The organism is Shimia sp. NS0008-38b (assembly GCF_040370365.1).
Classification (GTDB): Bacteria; Pseudomonadota; Alphaproteobacteria; order Rhodobacterales; family Rhodobacteraceae; genus Shimia.
Map to the genome: position 1 here is coordinate 84,840 of NZ_BAABWQ010000005.1, position 18,703 is coordinate 103,542.

The 18,703-nt window shown below is 53.9% G+C and carries 18 protein-coding genes; 9 read left to right on the plus strand and 9 right to left on the minus strand.

The features are described from left to right. The first annotated feature begins 34 nt into the window (after positions 1 to 34). From ABWV47_RS20850 to ABWV47_RS20875, 6 genes are read left to right on the plus strand one after another with little or no spacing between them, the layout of a single operon-like run. A complete protein-coding gene (locus ABWV47_RS20850; RefSeq protein WP_353315346.1) occupies positions 35 to 1,558 on the plus strand; it encodes a sugar ABC transporter ATP-binding protein in 1,524 nt (507 codons plus the stop codon). Next, complete coding sequence (locus ABWV47_RS20855) at positions 1,555 to 2,562, plus strand: ABC transporter permease (RefSeq protein ID WP_353315348.1); 1,008 nt, start codon at positions 1,555 to 1,557, stop codon at positions 2,560 to 2,562. The genes ABWV47_RS20850 and ABWV47_RS20855 overlap by 4 nt, the downstream gene beginning before the upstream one ends. 5 nt (positions 2,563 to 2,567) lie before the next feature. Further along, positions 2,568 to 3,563 (plus strand): ABC transporter permease, encoded by a 996-nt coding sequence (locus ABWV47_RS20860; RefSeq protein WP_353315349.1) that lies wholly within the window; start codon positions 2,568 to 2,570, stop codon positions 3,561 to 3,563. 1 nt (position 3,564) lies between these two features. Continuing rightward, positions 3,565 to 4,665: a mandelate racemase/muconate lactonizing enzyme family protein gene (locus tag ABWV47_RS20865; protein WP_353315350.1), complete on the plus strand. Its 1,101-nt coding sequence runs from the start codon at positions 3,565 to 3,567 to the stop codon at positions 4,663 to 4,665. Then, a complete protein-coding gene (locus tag ABWV47_RS20870; protein ID WP_353315352.1) occupies positions 4,662 to 5,699 on the plus strand; it encodes a zinc-dependent alcohol dehydrogenase in 1,038 nt (345 codons plus the stop codon). Before ABWV47_RS20865 ends, ABWV47_RS20870 begins: the two co-directional genes overlap by 4 nt. A gap of 2 nt (positions 5,700 to 5,701) precedes the next feature. Next, complete coding sequence (locus ABWV47_RS20875; RefSeq protein WP_353315383.1) at positions 5,702 to 6,466, plus strand: SDR family oxidoreductase; 765 nt, start codon at positions 5,702 to 5,704, stop codon at positions 6,464 to 6,466. 330 nt (positions 6,467 to 6,796) lie between these two features. On the opposite strand, the gene ABWV47_RS20880 is transcribed toward ABWV47_RS20875, so the two are convergent. From ABWV47_RS20880 to ABWV47_RS20895, 4 genes are all read right to left on the minus strand, one after another. Next, a complete protein-coding gene (locus tag ABWV47_RS20880; protein ID WP_353315353.1) occupies positions 6,797 to 7,567 on the minus strand; it encodes an ABC transporter ATP-binding protein in 771 nt (256 codons plus the stop codon). Then, entirely contained in the window at positions 7,551 to 8,606 is a 1,056-nt protein-coding gene (locus ABWV47_RS20885) for a FecCD family ABC transporter permease (protein WP_353315354.1), read from the minus strand. Before ABWV47_RS20885 ends, ABWV47_RS20880 begins: the two co-directional genes overlap by 17 nt. Further along, the gene (locus ABWV47_RS20890) at positions 8,603 to 9,607 is read right to left on the minus strand and encodes an ABC transporter substrate-binding protein (RefSeq protein WP_353315356.1); all 1,005 of its coding nucleotides are present in this window, start codon (positions 9,605 to 9,607) and stop codon (positions 8,603 to 8,605) included. The genes ABWV47_RS20885 and ABWV47_RS20890 overlap by 4 nt, the downstream gene beginning before the upstream one ends. 109 nt (positions 9,608 to 9,716) lie before the next feature. Further along, positions 9,717 to 10,622: a DMT family transporter gene (locus ABWV47_RS20895; RefSeq protein WP_353315357.1), complete on the minus strand. Its 906-nt coding sequence runs from the start codon at positions 10,620 to 10,622 to the stop codon at positions 9,717 to 9,719. 169 nt (positions 10,623 to 10,791) lie between these two features. On the opposite strand from ABWV47_RS20895, the gene ABWV47_RS20900 reads away from it, so the two are divergent. Further along, positions 10,792 to 11,346, plus strand: coding sequence for a GNAT family N-acetyltransferase (locus tag ABWV47_RS20900; protein WP_353315359.1), 555 nt, complete (start codon positions 10,792 to 10,794; stop codon positions 11,344 to 11,346). A 261-nt stretch (positions 11,347 to 11,607) separates the two neighbouring features. Here ABWV47_RS20900 and ABWV47_RS20905 read toward each other — a convergent pair whose 3' ends face one another. The 5 genes from ABWV47_RS20905 to ABWV47_RS20925 all read right to left on the minus strand — a co-directional run bounded on the left by ABWV47_RS20905 (position 11,608) and on the right by ABWV47_RS20925 (position 16,162). Beyond that, positions 11,608 to 12,120 (minus strand): DUF3299 domain-containing protein, encoded by a 513-nt coding sequence (locus ABWV47_RS20905; protein WP_353315360.1) that lies wholly within the window; start codon positions 12,118 to 12,120, stop codon positions 11,608 to 11,610. A 22-nt stretch (positions 12,121 to 12,142) separates the two neighbouring features. Continuing rightward, the gene (locus ABWV47_RS20910; protein ID WP_353315384.1) at positions 12,143 to 13,390 is read right to left on the minus strand and encodes an ABC transporter permease; all 1,248 of its coding nucleotides are present in this window, start codon (positions 13,388 to 13,390) and stop codon (positions 12,143 to 12,145) included. Beyond that, positions 13,390 to 14,085 carry an ABC transporter ATP-binding protein gene (locus ABWV47_RS20915; protein ID WP_353315361.1) on the minus strand — a complete coding sequence of 232 codons (696 nt, stop codon included), beginning with the start codon at positions 14,083 to 14,085 and terminating at the stop codon, positions 13,390 to 13,392. The genes ABWV47_RS20910 and ABWV47_RS20915 overlap by 1 nt, the downstream gene beginning before the upstream one ends. A gap of 21 nt (positions 14,086 to 14,106) precedes the next feature. Next, positions 14,107 to 14,727, minus strand: coding sequence for a zinc uptake protein ZrgA (gene zrgA / locus ABWV47_RS20920; protein ID WP_353315362.1), 621 nt, complete (start codon positions 14,725 to 14,727; stop codon positions 14,107 to 14,109). 664 nt (positions 14,728 to 15,391) lie between these two features. Next, positions 15,392 to 16,162, minus strand: coding sequence for a GntR family transcriptional regulator (locus ABWV47_RS20925; protein WP_353315363.1), 771 nt, complete (start codon positions 16,160 to 16,162; stop codon positions 15,392 to 15,394). A 120-nt stretch (positions 16,163 to 16,282) separates the two neighbouring features. Here ABWV47_RS20925 and uxaC point away from each other — a divergent pair, with 120 nt between their 5' ends. Together uxaC and ABWV47_RS20935 are read left to right on the plus strand one after the other, a co-directional pair. Then, entirely contained in the window at positions 16,283 to 17,689 is a 1,407-nt protein-coding gene (gene uxaC / locus ABWV47_RS20930; protein ID WP_353315364.1) for a glucuronate isomerase, read from the plus strand. Between the two features lie 24 nt (positions 17,690 to 17,713). Then, positions 17,714 to 18,697, plus strand: coding sequence for a TRAP transporter substrate-binding protein (locus ABWV47_RS20935; protein WP_353315365.1), 984 nt, complete (start codon positions 17,714 to 17,716; stop codon positions 18,695 to 18,697). The last annotated feature ends 6 nt before the right edge of the window (positions 18,698 to 18,703 follow it).

The window sequence follows — 18,703 nt, forward strand, 5'->3', positions numbered from 1 at the left end:
CCCTTTTTGGACATCTGCATCAAGGTAGGTCCACATGACCCATTTGATCGAAATGTCTGGTATTTGCAAAGCATTTGCCGGTGTGATCGCTCTTCAAGACGCGAGCCTTCACGTTCAGCCAGGCGAAGTACATGCCATCATCGGCCAGAACGGCGCCGGTAAATCTACGCTGATCAAGATTCTCACAGGTGTTTATCGCAAGGACGGTGGACGTGTGATGATTGGCGGTCAGCAGACCAAAATCAGCACCCCGCGCGAGGCGCAAGATGCTGGTATCGCGACCATTTACCAAGAGCTCAGCCTGGTGCCGCTGCGCAGCGTCACTGAGAACGTAATGATGGGCTATGAGCCACGCACCCGCTTTGGCATGATTGATTGGAGTGCCGCTCATCTTAAAACGCAGGAAATTCTGTTGCGTTTTGGCGTTGATATCGATGTGCGTGCGCAGCTTGGCACCTATTCAACCGCCATTCAGCAGCTGGTTGCCATTGCCAGGGCGGTGTCAATGAAAGCGCAGTTGGTGATTATGGATGAGGCCACATCCTCGCTGGATGATCAGGAAATCGACATCTTATTTGGTGTGGTGCGCGAGTTAAAAAAGGAAGGGGTGGCCGTCCTGTATATCTCTCACTTCCTAGACGAGTTGTATCAGATTTGCGACCGCGTGACAATTATGCGGGATGGTCAAACGGTGGGACAGCACGTGATCGCTGAGACCACTAAGTTGGGTCTGATCTCCGAAATGTTGGGCCGTGACCCCGAAGAGATCGAAGCCGCAGGTATGACAGCTCTTGGGGGGCAGAAAGCACAACCGGGTGAGGTGTTGCTCGAAGCCGAGGGCATCGCCACGAAACATGGCCTAAAAAATGTCTCTATGTCGGTGCGCAAAGGTGAAATTGTTGGTTTGGGTGGCCTGCTTGGCTCGGGCCGCACAGAGGCGGCGCGCGTGCTTTTCGGGCTGGATGATCTCACAAATGGTAAGATCAGCTACAAAACTGGGCCGGATCGGCTCAACACACCTGCGCAGGCCATCGAGGCCGGGGTGGGGTTTCTCACGGAGGACCGAAAAAGAGAAGGCATCATTCCGCACATGTCCGTCCGCGAGAACATGACGCTTGCGCTTTTGCCGCGTCTCAAAAAAATGGGCCGGGTTGATCGCAAGCGGGAAACCGAGCTGGTGGAACGTTTCATCACCTCTCTGGGGATCAAAACCGCCGGTATGGAACAACCCATTCGCGAGTTGTCCGGCGGCAATCAACAAAAAGTGCTGTTGGCGCGCTGGTTGGCGTTAGACCCCAAAATTTTGATTTTGGACGAACCAACGCGCGGCGTGGATGTTGGCGCAAAGTTCGAGATCCAATCGATCATTCGAGACTATGTCGAAAAAGGCCTCGGTGTGTTGCTGATCAGCTCTGAGTTCGAGGAACTTGTCGAAGGCGCTGACCGCATTGTGGTGCTGCAAGACGGCTACTCGGTCACCGAGTTGCAAAACCCGGGCGTGACCGAAGAAAGCTTGATCGCAGCCATCGCGCACCATCATGAGAAAGGCGCGTCATGAGTGCAGAAAACAAACCAATGTCATCAACGCAGGGCGACGGTCTGCGGCGGCTCTCCTTTGATTGGAAGCGGATTAGCAAGAACGGCGGCGCCTTGGCGCTACTCGTGATTTTGGCGTTCAATATTTTGGTGACACCGAACTTTTTACATCCGCAAACCCTGTTTGTGAACATATCCCAGGTCGCCACCATTGCCATTGTGGCGGTTGGAATGACTCTCGTGATTGCCACCGGTGGTATTGATCTCAGTGTTGGCGCAGTCATGGCGTTGGCTGGAGCCTTAGCGCCCTTGATCTTCACCTCGCCGTTTGCCCAAGCAAACCCAGAACTGGGTCTTGCGTTGGCGATTGTCGTGCCGGTGTTGGTCGCACTGGTCTGCGGTGTGTTCAATGGCTTCATGGTGAGTTACCTCAATGTGCAACCAATTGTGGCAACGCTGATTTTCTTTATTTCCGGGCGCGGCATTGCGCTGGTACTTACCAATGGCAATCTTCAAACCTTCACCCATCCGGGGTTCAGTTACTTGGGCACCGGCAAGGTTCTTGGGTTCCCATTTCAGGGCTATCTGGTTGTGGTTATCGCCATCATTGTGTGGTGGCTAGTCAACCATTCCGTGTTTGGCCGTCAATTGTTGGCAGTGGGCGGCAATGAGAAAGCCGCGAAGCTTTCTGGCGTTCCCGTCAAGCGCGTCAAAATCGGGGCCTATGTGATTTGTGCCGGGTTGTCTGGCATAGCGGGCCTGATTGTGGTGGCGATCAACTCTGCCTCTGATGCGGCACGGATCGGCAACCTCATGGAGCTTGATGCAATTGCTGCTGCGGTGGTTGGTGGCACGCTGTTGCAGGGTGGAAAGGCCCCAATCTTTGGCGCCATTCTTGGTGCCGTGATCATCCAACTGGTGAAATACACACTATTGGCCAATGGCGTGGCAGATGAGGTCGCGCTGATCGCGAAGGCCGGCATCATCATTATGGCCGTCTACGTGCAACAGGCACGCAAGGAGTAATCGCGATGCTAGACACAACTGCTTTTGACCTGCGCCGGTATCTGCAGGGCAACACTCACACAATTGGGGTCTGGATCACGTTGATCGTGCTCATTTTATTTGGCCTGATGCGCTATGATAACTTTGGCGGCGCCTACAATATTTCTTCATTTCTGAACTACAATGCCATGTTCATCGTGATCGCTGTTGGAATGTGTTTTGTCATTCTGACGGGCGGCATTGATTTATCGGTTGGCTCGGTCGCAGCATTTACATCGGTTGTGGCCGCCTATCTGTCGCCTTATGGCATTCAGGTTGCCTTGCCCGGGGCGGTGGCGGCTGGGCTCGCCATTGGTGCGATCAATGCCTTTTTTGTGGTCGCCATGCGCATTCCACCCTTCATCGCCACGCTGGCGACGATGTTGGGTGCCAAGGGCGGCGCATTGGTGATCTCTGGCGCGCAAACCATCTCAATCGACTGGGGGTCCAATTTCACCAAGCTGGGGATGGAGAAAGCCTTTGGGGTCTTGCCGTGGACCATAGTGATTACGGCGATTATGGTGGTAGGGCTTTGGATTGTTTTGGAAAAAACGTCGCTGGGGCGCACGGTTTTGGCTGTGGGAGGCGGCGAAGACGCCAGCACAATGATGGGCCTGAGCGTGATCAAAGCCAAAGTGTTTGTCTATGTGCTCAGCGGAGGCTGTGCCGGAATGGCTGGGCTATTTTTGGCATCCGGTTTTGGCGCGGGGCAGCCGCTTGAAGGCGTGGGGTGGGAGCTTTCTGCGATCGCCTCCGTTGTGGTAGGTGGCACGCTTTTGACCGGCGGCTTGGGGTCTGTACCGGCCACTGTGGCGGGCGCACTTTTGCTTGGCCTTGTGTTCAATATTCTTAACTTTGAAAACGGCCGTGGGGTGATTAGTCTCAGTGCTTATTGGCAGATGGTGATCCGCGGCGCGTTTTTGTTTGTGGTGATTGTCTTCCAAAGCCGCGTTGCCGCCAGCGGCAAAAAGGGAGTTGTGTGATATGTCTAGAGTTTCCAAAGTCCGGGTGCGTCTTTTTGATGTGCCTTTGGAAGAAGTGCTGACGGACGCCAAACACGGGGATCACACGCATTTTGAGTTGATCACGGTGGCTGTTGTGCTGGCGGACGGTCGGGAGGGAACCGGTTACACTTACACGGGTGGCAAAGGCGGACGCGCCATTGCGGCGATGATCGAACATGACTTGGCGCCGTTTTTGATTGGGCAAGAGGCCACGGATGTCGAGGCACTGTATGATGCTATGCAGTGGCATGTGCACTATGTGGCGCGCGGAGGGATTGCGTCGTTTGCGATCTCCGCCGTGGATATCGCGCTGTGGGATCTGCGCTGCAAGGCATCCGATCAGCCGCTTTGGAAGCTGGCAGGTGGCTGCAGTGACCGGTGCCGGGCCTATGCGGGTGGCATTGATCTGAACTTCCCACTTCCGAAATTGCTGCGGTCGATTCAAGGGTATCTGGATGAAGGTTTTAACGGGGTGAAAATCAAGATTGGCCAACCGACTCTGGAAGAAGATGTGGCGCGCGTGAAGGCCGTGCGTGAGCTGATTGGGCCGGACATCACTTTTATGGTGGATGCCAATTATTCGATGACAGTGGAGGAGGCGATTATAGCCTCCAAAGCCTTTGAGCCCTATGATTTGACTTGGTTTGAAGAACCTACTATCCCAGACAACTATAAAGGTTTTGGTGTCATTGCGGATGCAACCAACATCCCTCTGGCAATGGGGGAAAATCTACACACGATCCATGAGTTTGAATACGCAGTTGCGGAAGCTAAACTTGGTTTTTTGCAACCTGACGCTTCCAACTGTGGTGGGATCACCGGTTGGTTGCAGGTTGCAAAACTAGCTGCGGCGCATGGTCTGCCGGTCTGCTCACATGGGATGCAGGAATTGCATGTCAGTTTGGTGAGCGCGCAAAGCAACGCTGGTTGGATCGAGGTGCATTCTTTCCCGATCGATCAATACACCACCCGCCCGCTTGTGGTCGAAGACCACAAGGCTGTGGCCTCTAGCGAACCCGGCATTGGCGTGACTTTTGACTGGGATAAACTACATCAAGCACATAAGGAAATGCACCCATGAGTGTTGAGATCACCGCCGCTTTTTACCGTGGCAACAAGACCTTTGAGGTGAAGCAGATAGAGGCATCTCCGCCGGGGCCCGGTGAGGTTCAGATAAAGGTTGCCTATTGCGGAATTTGCGGCACGGACCTGCATGCCTATCATGGCAACATGGATGGGCGCGTTGGGTTTGCGCGTATTCTGGGCCATGAAATGTCAGGCACGGTTGCCGCGGTGGGCGAGGGCGTGGAGGGCTGGGCAAACGGCCAGCCAGTTGTGGTGCGCCCGCTTGATCCCGGTGCGCCCAATCCGGCGACTGAGCGGGGACATCACCACATCAGCCATAACCTCAAATTCATCGGTCTGGACAGCGACGGCGCCTTTCAGGAGCTTTGGAATGTGCCTGCCTTCACCTTGCATGCGTTGCCTGAAACCCTGCGTCTGGATCATGCTGCACTGATCGAACCTGTGGCGGTGGCTTGCCACGACGTGCGGCTCTCTGGGCTTGAGCCGGGCGAGGATGTGGTCGTGATTGGCGGAGGCCCCATTGGCATTCTGGTGGCCATGGTGGCACGGGATGCAGGTGGCAAGGTGGTGATTTCGGAGGTCAATCCGCACCGGTTGGGTATTGCGCAGAAGCTCGGCTTTGACACCGTTAATCCGCTGGAACAGGATCTCAAAGCAGAGATCGACGCGCGGACGGGCAACAAAGGGGCGGATGTGGTCTTTGAGGTCTCCGGCACACAGCCGGGCGTGGATGCCATGACGCAAGTGGCCGCAACCCGTGGGCGGATTGTGATGGTCGCCATTCACGCCACGAAACCGGCTATTGATCTGTTTCAGTTCTTCTGGCGTGAGCTCCAGCTCATCGGCGCGCGCGTTTATGAGCCGGAAGACTACGAGAAAGCGATCCAAGTGGTGGCTTCTGGTGGCGTGGATGCGGCGACGGTCATCACAGATGTCAGCCCGCTGTCTGACATCCAATCGGCGTTTGAAGCGCTGGATAGCAGCCCGACCGCCATGAAAAGCCTTATCAAAGTAGGGGCAGACGCATGAGCGTGCTGAACACATTTGACCTATCTGGCAAAACTGCGCTGGTGACCGGCTGTAAACGTGGCATTGGGCGGGGCATGGCTGAGGCGCTTGCGCAAGCAGGGGCTGACATCATCGGCGTGAGTGCCTCGTTGGAGCATGAGGGCAGCGCAGTGGGGCAGGCTGTACAGGCTTTGGGTCGGCGCTTTAAAGCCTATCAATGTGACTTCTCTGATCGTGCGGCGGTCAGGGCCTTCTGCGCCCAGTTGGAAACGGATGGCATCACACCCGATATCCTGATCAACAATGCTGGTACGATCAAACGCAAACCTGCAGCAGAGCATGACGACGAGCTTTGGGATGAGGTCATTGAGGTGAATCTGTCGGCGCAGTTTGTGTTAAGCCGTGAGATCGGCCGCCAAATGGTGGCGCGCGGCAGCGGCAAGATCATCTTCACCGCGTCCTTGTTGACGTTCCAAGGTGGCATCACGGTGCCCGGGTACGCGGCGTCCAAAGGGGGCATTGGCCAGTTGACCAAAGCGTTGGCCAACGAATGGGCGGGCAAGGGGCTCAACGTGAACGCCATTGCGCCGGGCTATATTGCTACCGATAACACGCAGGCGCTGCAGGACGACGCTGACCGCTCTAAGTCCATTCTCGAGCGCATTCCTCAAGGCCGATGGGGCACGCCACAAGATTTTGCTGGACCTGCCGTCTTTCTGGCGTCAGATGCCGCCAATTACGTCAACGGCGAAGTGCTCGTCGTCGACGGTGGATGGATGGGACGATAGAGAAAAACGCCAAAACAAAGTAAAGGCGTGATCGGCGCCTTTCCTTTGCAGCTGCCTTTGGCCTTGTGGGGATACCTGGAGGCTACCATTGTGTGAGGACTGTCTTGGCGCATTAAATTTGGCGCATTCCAGAATCGAAAATCCATATCTTTGACGAGATATTCAATGCCCTCGATACCAAGGTTCGGACGATCGGCAACATGATACACTGTCACGTCGAGCACAGGTTGGCGTGAGAAGATAGCTGATGTGCGCCGTTGGCTGTAACAAGATCTGACTGTGGTGCCGCGCATTATTGGGTTGTAACGCGCACTGTGTTTCGGTCACACGTTATGCAACCTTTGACTTGGCGAAGGTCAGGACCGGATGACCGATGTGCTCAGCGCTATTTCGATGCAAAGCCACCTGAAAAATTGGCTCAATGACGCTGGCTACCAAGACTTCCTCTGGCGATCCAAATGCGGCCAACGTGCCGCCATCTAAAACCGCCACACGGTCGCAGGCGAAAGCATGGTTAAGATCGTGCAGCGCAAGCACCACTGTAGCGTCTTGATGTTTGATCCAATCAATGATCGCAATTTGGTGGCGGATGTCCAAATGGTTGGTGGGTTCATCCAGTAGGAAGACTTCAGGCGTCTGTGACAACACACGTGCGATGTGTACCCGTTGTTTTTCTCCTCCTGAAAGCGCGTTGAAGAATTTGTGTCCGTCATCGCTTATCGCCATTTCGCGCATGGCTTTTTCGACAATCTGTTGGTCACGATGACCAAACGGTGCCGCAAAAGACAGCCAAGGCGTGCGGCCTAATTTGACGGCCTCCATCACCTGTATCGCATCAGTGGTGCCGGCTTCTTGCGTGACAAATCCTAGGCGTTGCGCAAGTTTGCGCGGTGAGAGTTTGTCGACCCTTTCACCGTCTATGGTGACCGCGCCTCGCTCGATAGGAAGCAGCCCGGCTATTGCCCGCAAGAGTGTCGATTTGCCGGACCCGTTTGGTCCGATCAGTGCCAATGATTGCCCTGACTCGATGGTGAATGAAACATCTCGCAGGATGGGTTTGCCCTGAATGGTTTTGGAGACATTATCAACCTGAATGTGCACGGGAGCTCCTGACCAGAATGACAGCAAAGGTGGGCGCGCCAACTAAGGCGGTCACCACCCCAATTGGGAGCGTCTGCCCGGGAATGAGAACCCGCGCGCCAATGTCGGCAAGGATCAAGAATATGCCGCCAGCCAGCGCCGTGGCAGGTATCAACCGTACATGACGTACTCCCACCAAAAAGCGCATAGCATGCGGCACAACAAGACCAACAAACCCGATGGCACCTGTGAGTGAGACCATCACGGCGGTGAGCAAAGCGGTGACACTGAGCAAGACGGCCATCACCAAGCCGGTGCGGATGCCCATTGTTTGCGCGGCCTCACGACCAAAGGTCATGGCGTCCAACGCGCGAAAATGGGCAAAGATCACTCCGGCGCCGGCCAAAGCAATCGGGACCGCCAAGTAGACATCGGGCCAGCGACTTCCGGAAAGGTTCCCCATCATCCAGAACATGATCCCGCGCGCCTGATTTGCATCAGCAGATTTGGCAATGATAAGTGCGGTAAGGGCGTGAAAGAGTTGAGCACCGGCCACGCCAGCGAGCAACAGGGCAAGGCTGGATGTCGCTGTCCCAGAGTTCCCGCGCGCTAGGCGGGCCAGCCAAGCGACAAAGCCAAAGGCCAGCATTGCGCCAATAAAAGCCCCACCGGAGAGCGTCAGTGCACCTGCGCCGAACCCAAGGATGGCCACAGCGACGGCACCGGTGGAGGCCCCGGCAGAAAGGCCAAGAATATAGGGATCTGAGAGCGGGTTGCGCAGGAGCGCCTGCAACACAACGCCGCTCAGTGCCAAAGACATTCCGCAGGCCATGGCAACGATGGCACGTGGGAGACGGTAGCTCCACAGGATACCATGATCGATTGGATTGACCTTCGGGGCCATAAATCCAAACTCAAATCTCAAGACATTCCAAATGACGTCTAGGGGAATTCGAGTTTCCCCGACCACCAGAGCAAAGCCAAGGGCGGCAACCATGGTTGCCACCCCAATTGTGAGTGAGACGACGGGGCTGAGCCCGCCGAGTGTTTTTGTCGTCACTGAGTCGCTGCCTGCTGTTCCATGATGTTGGCCAGAAGTTCGAGACCAGAGATCGTACGGATTGTTGAGTCCATGGCGTGGGCGTCCAGTACAATCACACGGCCTGCTTTCACAGCGTCCATGTGGCTGGCCACTGGATCTGTTTGCAGAAACTCTTGTTTGACCTCAATGGCATCGGCGGGAAACTTGCGACGCTGCAGATCAGCAAGAACGATGTAGGTCGGGTCGGCTTTGGCAATCGTTTCCCAGCCAACGGTTGGCCATTCTTCACTGGACTGCACCACGTTTTCGATGCCCAGTTGTTTCATCATAAAGCCCGGTGCGCCTTTTTCGCCAGCCACATAGGGATCGGCGTCCATCTTGGCGCTGGAAAACCAGAAAAGCGCGGAGGTGTCTTGAAGGCCCAGTGCTTTGGCGCGGTCGATTGCTGCCACCTCGCGCGTCTTCAGCTCAGCCACTGCTGTCTGACCTTTTTCGGGCACACCAAAGATTTGCGACAGCTCAATAAGGCCACGGTAGATCACTTCGGTAGAGATGAGCTCTTCGCGGGTGCCGTCCACTCCAACACTGTTGTCTTTGCCAACACAATCTGCGGGCCAGATGTAAGTCGGCACAGACAGATCATGGAATTGCTCGCGGGTACCGACAGAGCCTTTTGGCCCCACATACCATTCGTATTGGCTGGTCACGAGGCCCGGATGTTTGTTAACAACGGCTTCAAAGCTCGGCGTGTTGTCCGCGAGCCGCTCGACCTTTGCGTTCACTTCCGCGAACTGGGGCAGAACATCCGTGAACCAGACAGCGGTCCCGGCCAGCTTGTCTCCTAAACCCAAAAAATACAGCGCCTCAGAGGTGGCTTGCCCAATGCTGACCACACTTGCCGGTGGCGCCTCGAAGGTGATTTCGTGACCGCAGTTTTCAATGGTCAGTGGGAAATCCTGTGCCATTGCAGCACCTGCGGAAAGCGCAGAAAGCGCCAGGCCAAAAGAGAATCTATTCATAGTACCAAAGTCACCCTGTCGTTTGAGGTTCAAGCCGTATGGCAGTCGCTTGCTATTTGAATATATACGATATGTTATAACGTATCATATTGACAAGATGAAATTCGGGTCACCCCGGCAGTTTCCGTGTCCGCTCCACTGCCGCAATCACTGCGCCACCAAGTACCAAGGGCAATGCGACGAAAAATGCAGTTGATAAGGACTGCCCAAAAATCATGAGGTCTGCGAGGACAAGCCATATCAGGGCAATGTACTCAAAGGGCGCAAGGCGCGTCGCTTGCGCAAAACGGAAGGCCAATGTCATTGCGATATGAGCACACCCGCCCAAAATCCCAGCAGCGGCCAGCAAAGCAAAGGTTTTCGGATCGGGTATCACCCACCCAAAATGCAGCGTCCCCAAACCGGCGCCGGCAGTGGCAACCGCAAACCAAAATGCGATTCCACCGACGCTATCTGTGCGTGTCAAAATTCGTGTCACGATCAAAGAGAGAGCTGTCAGGATTGCGGTTGTGACGCCAAGCGCCATACCGATGAGCCTTTGCTCTTCACCGATTTGATCTTGCAGGTAGATGGATGACAGCTCTGGCCAAACTAACACAAAAACACCGGCGAGACCCAACAAGAGTCCACCGGCCCTATAGATTGTCAATCTTTCACCGAGCAGCGCGACAGCAATTACAGCTAGCAACACCGGCGCGATGTAGGAAAGCAAAGTGGCCTCCGCAGCGGAGAGCCGTGTGATCGCAGCAAAAGATGTAAAGGTGGCCATTGCGCCAAACACTGATCGTGCCACATGCAACCATGGCCGTTGCGAGCGCAGACCAGATGGAAAGTCCTGTCTTAACCACAAAAACGCAACCAGCGGGACCAATGCAATAGCCGACCTAAAGAAAACGATTTCACCCAATGGAACGGCGACACTGACGAGTTTCACTGTGACAATCATGGTTGCAAAGAAAAAGCCAGACAATACGCGCAGCAGAATTCCAACGTGATCTTGATGCAAATGGGCCATTTGTAGCGCTCGCTTTTGACAAAACGCGGACACTAAGGACTGGCGTTTGAAGTGTGTTATAGTATTACACTTGCTAAAGTGTGCCTAGCGGAGTTTCAAGACGCTGGAGCCGCCACTGCCTTCAATCGAAGTCGTTGCCAAAACGGTGTAAAAGCAAAGGTTCTAAATCATGATCGAGATACGCCGCTTCACGGACGAGAATATTGCGGATCGAAATGCTCTTTTCGATCTCATAGATCGTGTACAGCGTGGAGTTCCCTACAATGACACAGACGGTTCAATGTCGGCCGCAGATTGGGCTCCAAAGGCGCTTGACGACTCCAGTCTCATTCTTTTGGCGATGGAGGGATCAGAGGTTCTGGGTTACTGCTTCGGTCAGCCCTATCAGTCTTATGAAGGGTTTTTGAGTTCTGCGTCGGAATACGGTGTCCAACCGAATAGTTGCCTTTATTTGTCGGAGTTCGGAGTGGATGAACGCGTCAGGAAACGAGGCGTTGGAACGAAACTTATCAACGCGCTATTGGCGGAGACAAAAGGCAACCATGAGAGCATCTTGGTTCGAACTATGTTGCATGTGTTCGGCACACACTCGGAAAATCCTGCGATCCAATTCTACAAAAAGGCGGGCTTTGATCTGGTTCTAAGTGGCGAGGAAATTCTGATTGAGAAGGCCGGCCGCTTTGCCGAAAGGCCGCGCATATTTTTGAGATGGCGCGACATATGATGGCTATGAAGGCCGGGACTTGAAGTAAAGTTGGCCCAACTATGGGCATTTGATCCTCAAGTGTTACGGCACGCTTCAAGGTGTGTCGGACCAGTTCGTGTTTGTATACGGCGCTAGTGCACCTTCGGCTTGGGAGCCTGAGTGAGATGGTTCCGCATTCTCTACGGTCACACAGCGTCGCTTTGCTGGCTCATATGCGGGATGCTCTATGGCCCGCGGGAGTTGGTGTAGCTGACATGCCTCTGGGTCGGCGTGGGGCTCTTAAATCCGGTAACGGTGTACCTTCGCATCGCTCAATGTATATCCGATTTCGGCAAGATCGGTGGTCGTTGCGGCGGTGCCAAACGTTCCGGTCACTTCCACCGGATCAAAGAGATCGGTCATCGCATACGGGCTCTTTGCCGTCACAAGAATCAACTGATTGGCCGGGGGCGGTGGGACATGAATACAGGCGCCAACAAAGGGGGCTAGGATAAATTCGGTGACACCGGATGGCCTAAAATCCAGAGGGACGACGAAGCCGGGTAGACGAACGGTCTGGCCATTAAACTCCTCGGTGACTCCGCCCGCAGCGGCTTGCTCGAACCCCGTTGAAAGCTGGCCATGTTGGACCACGCCGATTCCACGCAGTTGCTCCATTAGTTTGCCAGTATCGCCTGCTGGGATCAGGTCGGACCAATCCAACTCTACCAAGTTGCTTGCAAAGAGCGGTGTCGACAGAGACGCCAAACTTGTGGAACCTACGTTTGCTAGAAACCTGCGACGTGTGATCATTTTGAGCCCGTTTCCAATGTATTTAAGACCGCATCTGCATTCCGTCTGCGAGTGAGATGAAATAGCCCCGCATAGCAGGAACCAGGCTCACTGTCGTGCCGGCTATCACCACTGATACCAAAACCAGATACTCGCGGGCCGTCGGCCATGTGATGTCCAAGTATAGACCAAATGTTGCATCAATGTAGCCTCGTGCAATAAACAATCCCGTGTAGAGCAGTGCCACACCCAACAGAACCGCCAGCAGGCTTATCAAAGCCGCTTCGGCCGTCAGCAAAAGAAAAATGCTCCACGGGCGCGCGCCAATCGCGCGCAGCAGCGCCATTTCCCGTCGACGTTCATTCAGGCCGGAGAAGATCATCGCGACCATGCCCAAGAGTGCTGTGATCACAACCATCGCCGACACGCCTATCAACGCGGTTTCTGCCACGCCGATGAGACTCCACAACTCGCTCAGGGCCACACCAGGTAAGATCGCTAGGAGCGGCTCTTCGGGGTATTCGTTCACCCATCTCTGAAGTCCAAAAATCCTCAGGCGGGAGGTCACTCCCACCAGCGCAGCAGTGATTGCCTTTGGGGTCAATTCCATTTCGCGCACTTCTTGGGCGCTGATGGTATTCTGGGATCGGCCACCACCTTGCCAGTCAATGTGAATGGCTTCGATGGCCTCAAGGCTGACAAACACTGTGCGATCTAGTGGGGTGCCTGTTTTTTCCAGCACGCCGGTAACCGTGAAAGGTTTGTCATCATGTTCGGTAAAAGAGGCAATCCCATGTGCGACGACAATCTCTGAGCCGGGCTGGTAGCTCAGTTCCACCGCGACATCAGCTCCGACAACCGCATCAAACAGATCGGTGAAGGGTTGTCCCTCAGCGAACTCAACACCGCGCCCTTCACGATATCTATAGCGATCAAAGAATGCGGTTGTGGTACCCAAAACACGAAAGCCGCGGTGGCTGTCGCCCAATGAGAGCGGAACACTCCACTCGACGTCATCTCGCGCCGCGATATCCTGATAACTTTGCCACGTGACATTGTTGGTGGCGCTGCCAACATGGAACACCGAATAGAGCAAAAGCTGCACACTGCCGGAGCGTGCACCAACAATCAGATCGGTGCCAGAAATTGTGTTTGCGAAGCTGGCCTTTGCTCCCGTCCGCACCTTTTCCACCCCCAGAAACAGAGCGACTGACAAGGCGATTGCAAAAACCGTGAGGCTGAATGTTACGACCCGGCTCAGCAAAGACTTGTAGGCAAGGCTGAGTAGGATCATGCTGCGCCTCGAGTGATTTCGGCAACGTCGGTCAATTCTAGACTGCGGTCAAACTGAGAGGCCAATCGACTATCATGTGAAACCATGACCAGAGTTGCACCGACTTGCTCGGTTTGTGTCATCAGTAGCGAAATAAAGTCCTTCTGCGCGGAAGCGTCCAGTGAGGAGGTGGGTTCATCTGCAACGATCAACCGCGGCTTACCGATCAGGGCGCGCGCCGCAGCGACCCTTTGCTGCTGCCCGATGCTGAGTTCGGTTGTGTCGGCTTGCACCACCAGCGCTTCCGAAAGGCCGAGCGCAGCGGTGAGCCTTAACGCTTCTTTACGTGGATCGCTTAGCCGCCTTCGGCGGGGTGGCGAAAAGGCAAGCGGCAGCAGGATGTTTTCAAGCGGTGACACATAGGGCAAAAGATTGAACATCTGAAATATGACACCAATGTTCTCGGCCCGAAATCGGTCTCGTTGTGAGGCAGGCAATTGCCCAAGATCCACACCATCGACAGAGACCGATCCCCTGTCCGGACAGTTAATACCGCAAATTAGGCTCAGCAGCGTGGATTTTCCACTGCCGCTCTCTCCAAGAAGAAAAACCCGCTCGCCCGCGGGTATTTCTAGGCGGGAAATGGAAAGCGAAAAATTGGCTTTTCCCCGCCAGGTGAATGCCGCATCTTTGATGTCAATTGCGGCACTCATTAGGGTACTAGGCCTTTCGGATCAGTTCAATTCAATGGTTGTTTCTGTCCGCGATGCTTCAACTTTCTTGGCGCCATCATCGGTTACAACCTGCACGTCCAACTCTTCCGCATTTTCAAAGACATTAAAATAGCTGAGATCGATCTTTGTCAGTTTTGAGGCATCTTCACACACGAAAGCGTATTCCGCGTGAAACTCGGAGTGGGTCTCGTTGTCGTCGTGATCGGCATGGTCTTCGTGATCATGGTCATCATGGTCATGTTCGTCTTTGTGATCGTCATGCGCCTCATCGTGTTCATCATGCGTGTCGTGATGCTGCTCATCACCATGTAGCTCCGCCGCGGCGCTGCTCACCAAACATCCAGCTGCTTTGGGCAGCGCAAAGAGCGCAGTAGGGTCTTTAAGCTGCGTAAGCTTGGCGTCGACCGCTGCCTTATCTGCATCAGTTTGCGCGACATGCTCAAAACCGACAATGTCAAACCCGGGCACCTCAAGTTCAATTAGAAGAACGTTGTCATCAACTGCAATGTTGAGTGCACCGTGGCCATGCTCATGCGACTGCAGCTCGCGCTTTTCTTCAGCTGTGAGTGGCAAAGCAACGCAAATGAGCGAGCTGCAAAGAAGCGTGGCTTTGAGTTTCATGACTGTTTCTCCGATATAAAAAGGTGTGGATCGTTGTTGTTTTCGCTATGTTATTACATTTCAAGTCGTGAAGCTCAAGATGGCTAATGAGATGGCAAAGAAAGAGTTCAGCACAAATCCGCTGTTTTCTCTCACCTAAGTACCGAAAACGAGGCAAGCAGCGGAGATGGCATCCTTCGAGTATTTCACCCAATTTCAGGCCGTCGTCATTGGAGCGCTGTCGCAGCGAAGCGCAAACTAGTGGACCGATGCGGAGGTAGTGGAGTGCAAACAGCTCTCTCAAAGACCGAGCGTTGTGCGCTGGACGCGCAAGGGTTTGGGTAGACTTCGTAGGCGATGAAATATCGTACTAGATCTAAAGCAGCGGGGGAAGCTGCGCTCGGTGACTGATGGGGGAATTGGCCTCAGCCCGACCTTCAGGCCGACACGGCTGATGTTGGGGGCCACAGACGTTCATACCAGAGTCAAAGCTCTCTGTAGCTGATCGAAAAGTGTTCCGCTTTACAGTTGATACAAATCCACTTGGCGGTTGGGCGCGCACAGGGGTGGGCTAAAATTTTCCAATGCGATCAACGTCTGAATTGTGAATCCAACCGTGATGGGTGGTCCGAACTACTCACGACATTTTCGCAGTACACTCCGCAATCAAGTGTGGCGATTCCGGTCATGGGGTGTTTTCAGTGAACCAATTGTGCTTGTCAGCTTTTATTGCCTCTATTTGGATTAGAATGCGCGCTAAGTGTTCTGTCATTTCCCGCTCGACCGCATCTGTATCGTTCGACCTGATGGCATTGAAAATCTTGATATGGTCATCCAATGCTAATTTTTGTGAGGCGGAGTCCAAGGTGAGCATGCGTACGCGGTCCATGTGTGCCTTGTTCTCATGGATCAGATTCCACACATAGCCGACACCAGATTGCTCGCAGATTTCTCGATGAAAAGCATCATCCAAGGCGTGGAATCTGTCCCTGTCTTTGGCGGAGATCGCGTCTTTTTGTTCTTCGATAAGTGCGGCGAGTTCCGCAAGTCCCTCTGGACCTAATGTTTCAGCGGCTGTTCTGGAGGTTTTCACCTCTAGCGCGGTGCGAATGAACCGTGCTCGCAACACCGCGCTCTCCGAAATTAGGCTTACAGTTGTGCTACTTTGCGGGCGAATGAACAAAAATCCAAGCTTTGCAAGACGTTTGAATGCTTCGCGAACAGGCTGCCGCGAGACACCCATTTGTTTGGCGACTTCAGCCTCCGAAATTTTGGTGCCGGGGGGGAGTTTTAGCGAGAGAATTCGCTGACTAAGCGCATCAAAAATCTGGTCGGCAACGCTTGGCGTTGTGGCCTGCCGAATGACCGGCAGTGGCAAATGGTTGTCGTTTTTCTCAGGTGCGTTTGCCACAGAATTTTTCGTCCTCAGTGTCGCTTTACTTAAAGGACAATACATTTTTCTAGGAAAGTCGCAACTGGGTTATTAGTTGACAAGGCGATTCTGTAATCCTAGGATATCAGTTGAGATCAGACACCCGCTGTGGTGCTGGATGGATGTGTGAATGCAGGAGAAGCAATGGCTTTGCTGGACGAAAACCGCCTATTTCCGACCGACCCGACGGTAAGGAATTTGGCAAAGGCGCTCTACAAGAGTGTCGCGCAGCTGCCCATTGTCAGCCCTCATGGACATACAGATCCGCGCTGGTTTGCCGAGAATGAAAACTTCGATAATCCAACTGATTTGTTTGTAACGCCGGATCACTATGTTTTCCGAATGCTGCATTCGCAAGGTATCGACTTAAATGCGCTGGGTGTGCCGCGAGTCGATGGGGTTGCTGTCGAGCAAGACAAAAGAAAAACTTGGCAGCTGTTCGCCGAGAACTTTTATCTCTTTCGGGGAACGCCCTCTAGCCTTTGGGTCAATCACGCGTTTCAAGAGGTGTTCGGGATAACCAAACATTTGTCGGCAGAAACGGCCGATGAAATCTACGATCAGATAGCCTCCAGCCTAAGCGAAGATGCCTTTCGTCCGCGCGCCTTGTTTAGCCGGTTCAATATTGAAGCAATTTCGACGACTGAAAGCGCGATTGATGACCTGCGCTGGCATAAAATGATCCGTGATAGTGGCTGGGACGGGAAAGTTGTAACCGCCTATCGTCCTGATGCAGTTGTTGACCCTGAGTTTGAGGGTTTTGCCGACAACGTTCAAATCATGGGTGAAATGACCGGCGAGGATACCACTACCTGGGCGGGATATATTGCGGCACATCGTAAGAGGCGCGCGTTTTTCAAGACCTTTGGTGCGACATCTAGTGATCACGGACACCCAACTGCACGCACAGAAAATCTATCACAAACAGAAGCCGCTGCATTGTTTTCGAAGGCTTTGCAGGGGCAGTGCAGCGCCGAAGAGGCAGACCGTTTTCGCGCTCATATGCTGACCGAAATGGCGAAGATGAGCTTGGATGATGGGCTAGTTCTCCAAATCCATCCCGGTTCGTTTCGCAACCACTCAGCAGAGATCGCAGCACAGTTTGGGCGTGACAAGGGGTGTGATATCCCGACGCGCACTGACTATGTCACTGCTTTGCGTCCCCTTTTGAACGCGGTTGGTCGAAGATCCGATTTGACAATTATTGTCTTCACGCTGGATGAGACCAGTTATTCGCGTGAACTGGCGCCGCTAGCTGGCGTTTACCCCGCACTGAAACTCGGACCCCCTTGGTGGTTCCATGACAGCTATGAAGGCATGCTGAGGTTTCGCGAAATGGCGACGGAAACCGCGGGTTTTTACAACACCGTCGGCTTCAATGACGACACACGCGCCTTTTGTTCAATTCCGGCGCGCCATGATGTGGCCCGCCGTGTGGATAGCACATTTCTTGCAACGCTGGTCGCCACAGGGCGGCTGCGTGAGGATGAGGCATTCGAGGTCGCACAAGACCTTGCATATCGGCTTGCTAAACAAGCCTATCGGCTCTGAGAGCCATTTCCAGGGAGGAAAACAATGACTTACGTTAAAACTATAGGTGCGGCTCTATTGGCCAGTGTTGCGATGGCGTCAGCTGCCGTTGCATCTTGCGAGATCACGCTGCGCTCGTCTGACACCCATCCAGATGGATACCCGACTGTTGCGGCAGTGAACGCAATGGGCGACATGTTGAAAGAGCGTTCGGAAGGTCGGTTGTGTATCGAAGTGTTCCACTCGGCTCAATTGGGTGAAGAGAAAGATACCATCGAGCAGACGCAGTTTGGTGTGATCGATATGAACCGGGTCTCTTTGGGGCCATTCAACAACATCATCGAAGAAACCCAAGTTCCGTCTTTGCCCTATATCTTCCGTTCAGTTGAGCACATGAACAAAGTCATGGACGGCCCAGTAGGTCAGCAAATTCTGGACGCATTCAGCGACCATGATCTGGTGGGTTTGGCGTTTTATGACGGTGGCTCGCGCAGCTTCTACAACTCTGAAAAGCCAATCACTTCCATTGAAGATCTGGCTGGCATGAAATTCCGCGTGATGCAGTCGGATATGTTTGTGGACATGGTTAGCGCGCTAGGTGCTAACGCCACGCCAATGCCATACGGAGAAGTGTATTCGTCCATCCAAACAGGTGTTATTGATGGCGCTGAAAACAACTGGCCGTCCTATGACAGTTCGGGACACTTTGAAGTCGCCAAATATTACACCCTAGATCAGCATTTGATTGTACCAGAAGTGCTGGTAATGGCGAAGGCATCGTTTGATAAACTCAGTGCCGAAGATCAGGCATTGGTTCGCCAAGCTGCACGTGACTCTGTTCCGGTTATGCGTGAACTTTGGATAGCACGTGAACAGACTTCCGAAGCTCGTGTGCGTGAGGCTGGTGTAGAAATCATCACCGACATCGACAAGACGCCGTTCATCGAGGCCATGGTGCCTGTCTATGAAAAGTACGTCACCTCACCGGTTCTTCAACAGATGGTCGCGGATATCCAAGCCACCAAATAACACGTT